This is a genomic window from Saccharomonospora saliphila YIM 90502 (genome assembly GCF_000383795.1).
Classification (GTDB): domain Bacteria; phylum Actinomycetota; class Actinomycetes; order Mycobacteriales; family Pseudonocardiaceae; genus Saccharomonospora; species Saccharomonospora saliphila.
The window spans coordinates 11,145-13,489 of sequence record NZ_KB912729.1; the positions used below are offsets into that span (position 1 = coordinate 11,145).

Sequence of the window (2,345 nt, forward strand, 5' to 3'; positions counted from 1 at the left end):
GGCCGTGCCGGTGCTGGTGGTCGCCGTGGCCCGGCGACGTCCCCGGCGAGGCGGGGGCCGGGCGGCGACCGTGCGCTTCGCGGTGCTGATCGTGGCCGTGATCGCCTACCTCGTCGGACTCGTGGTCCTGTGGGCGGTGCTGCGGCCGAGCGCGAGCGCGTCGGGGTGGGCCCCGGTGCAGACGATCCCGCAGGCGCTCGGGCAGATCCTCGCGGGCGGCGTCGGCAAGCAGGGTCCGAGCTGGGTGGTGCTCGCTCTGACGCTGACCGCGCTCGCGCTGTTGGCACGCGGCCGGTTCAGCGGGTGGGTGCTCGGCGCCTATCTCGTGGCAGCGGGGCTGTTCGTCGTGGTCTCGGCGGTGCCGGACAGCGGTCTGCGGGATTTCCTCACCGGCGTCTGGTACAACGACACCCGCAGGCTCGCGGGAATGTTGCCCGCGCTCACCGCGGTGGTCTGCGCGGCCACCGCGACCTGGGTCTTCTACCGCCTCGCCCGCCACGCAGCCACACGGTTCCCGGCGGCGCGCGAGCGGCTCCGGGCCACCTCCTCCACCTCCGCCGCCTGCCTGGCCGCCGCGGTGCTCGCCGCCGTGGTCCTCGGGGCATTCGGGCAGTACAGCTCGGTCAACTACGCCGTCTGGAAGGGCCGGGCGCAGTACGAGACCACGGACGCGCCCGTGCTCTCCCCCGCCGAACGCGCCCTGCTCGACCGGCTGCCCGACACGGTCCCGGCCGAGGCGACGATCCTCGGCAACCCGTGGACCGGCACGGCACTGGCCTACGCCCTCGGCGAGCGGCGCACCCTCACCCCCCACGTCGGCGGCTCACCGCCCCCGAAAGCCGAATTCCTGATGAACAACCTGCACCGCGTCCACGACGATCCCCGCGTGTGCGCGGCGGTGCGGGAACTGAACAGCTACTACGTGCTCGCCTTCGCGGGCCCACAGGTGCACGGCCGCACGATCTCCTACGACGGCCTCAAGACCGCCGCCGTGAATCCTGGTCTGACCCGGGTGGACGCCGAGGGCCCCGCCGCGGTGCTCTACCAGGTCACCGGGTGCTGAGCACCCACCCGCACCCGCGCGTGCGGGCCGCGGCGCGTCGCTAGACTCCGCGCCATGCGAATCCTGAGCGTCGTCGGTGCGCGCCCGCAGTTCGTCAAACTCGCCCCGGTCGCGGAGGCGATGCGGGATCGGGCCGAGCACGTCATCGTGCACACGGGCCAGCACTACGACCACAACATGAGCGACGCGTTCTTCGCCGACCTCGGCATTCCGCACCCCGACGTCAACCTCGGCATCGGCTCGGGCGGGCACGGCGAGCAGACCGGCGCCATGCTCTCCGGGCTGGAAACCGTGTTCACCGACACCGCGCCGGACTGGGTCCTGGTCTACGGCGACACGAACTCCACACTGGCCGCCGCGCTCGCCGCGGTGAAGCTGCACGTGCCCGTGGCACATCTGGAAGCGGGGCTGCGCTCGTTCAACCGCCGGATGCCGGAGGAGCACAACCGGGTGCTCACCGACCACGCGGCCGACCTGCTGCTGGCTCCGACACAGGTCGCGATGGACCACCTCGCCCACGAGGGGCTCGCCGAGCGCGGGGTGCTGGTGGGCGACGTGATGACCGACGTCCTGTACCGGGTGCGGGACAGGGTGGCGAACACCCCGCTCGCGCTCGACGCGCCGGTGGAGCCGGGCGAGTACTACGTGGCCACGCTGCACCGCCCCGACAACACCGACGATCCCGAGCGGCTGCGCGCGATCCTCGACGGCATCGGCAAGGTCACCAGGCCGGTGGTGCTGCTGGCCCACCCCCGCCTGCGGGCCGTGGCCGAGCGGCACGGCATCGACCTCTCGGTCGGCGCCGTGACGGCGTGCGAGCCGCTGAGCTACCCGGACCTGGTCAACGCCGTGTCACACAGCGCGGGCGTGATCACCGATTCGGGCGGGTTGCAGAAGGAGGCGTTCCTGCTGCGGGTGCCGTGCACCACGATCCGCCCGGAGACCGAGTGGGTCGAGACCGTCGAGTACGGCTGGAACACGCTCGTGCACGACGACTTCGCCGCCTTGCCCGGCATCGTGGACCGGCCGCGTCCCGCCGAGACCGACGCCGCGCCCTACGGCACGGGCCGCGCGGCCCTCACCACAGTGGACACGCTGCTCGCCCGGGACGGCGCCTGACCCGCGGAGCAGGGCCGGTCAGCGGGCCGACGACGCCCGGCGCAGGTCCTCGGTGATCCACCGGGCGGCGGTCCGTCCGGTGGTCGCCAGGGAGGCGTGCTCGGCCACCCAGCCGACGAGGTGGTCGCGGTCCGGCGCGGGCCGGTCGAGCAGGGCGGTCATG

At 73.3% G+C, this 2,345-nt stretch carries 2 protein-coding genes; both read left to right on the forward strand.

Annotation, left to right across the window (positions count from 1 at the left end; all coding sequences use genetic code 11):
- Positions 1-1,063, forward strand: a 1,063-nt coding sequence (locus SACSA_RS26490; RefSeq protein ID WP_198009119.1) for a DUF6541 family protein, incomplete at its 5' end; no start/stop codon positions are given.
- Positions 1,064-1,117: 54 nt separating this feature from the next.
- Positions 1,118-2,182, forward strand: coding sequence for a non-hydrolyzing UDP-N-acetylglucosamine 2-epimerase (wecB, locus tag SACSA_RS0120615; RefSeq protein WP_019819752.1), 1,065 nt, complete (start codon positions 1,118-1,120; stop codon positions 2,180-2,182).
- Positions 2,183-2,345: the final 163 nt, after the last annotated feature.

Bases quoted from the DNA above. Each gene is read 5' to 3' on its own strand.
- wecB (WP_019819752.1), top strand. From the start codon at position 1,118: ATGCGAATCCTGAGCGTCGTCGGTGCGCGCCCGCAGTTCGTCAAACTC.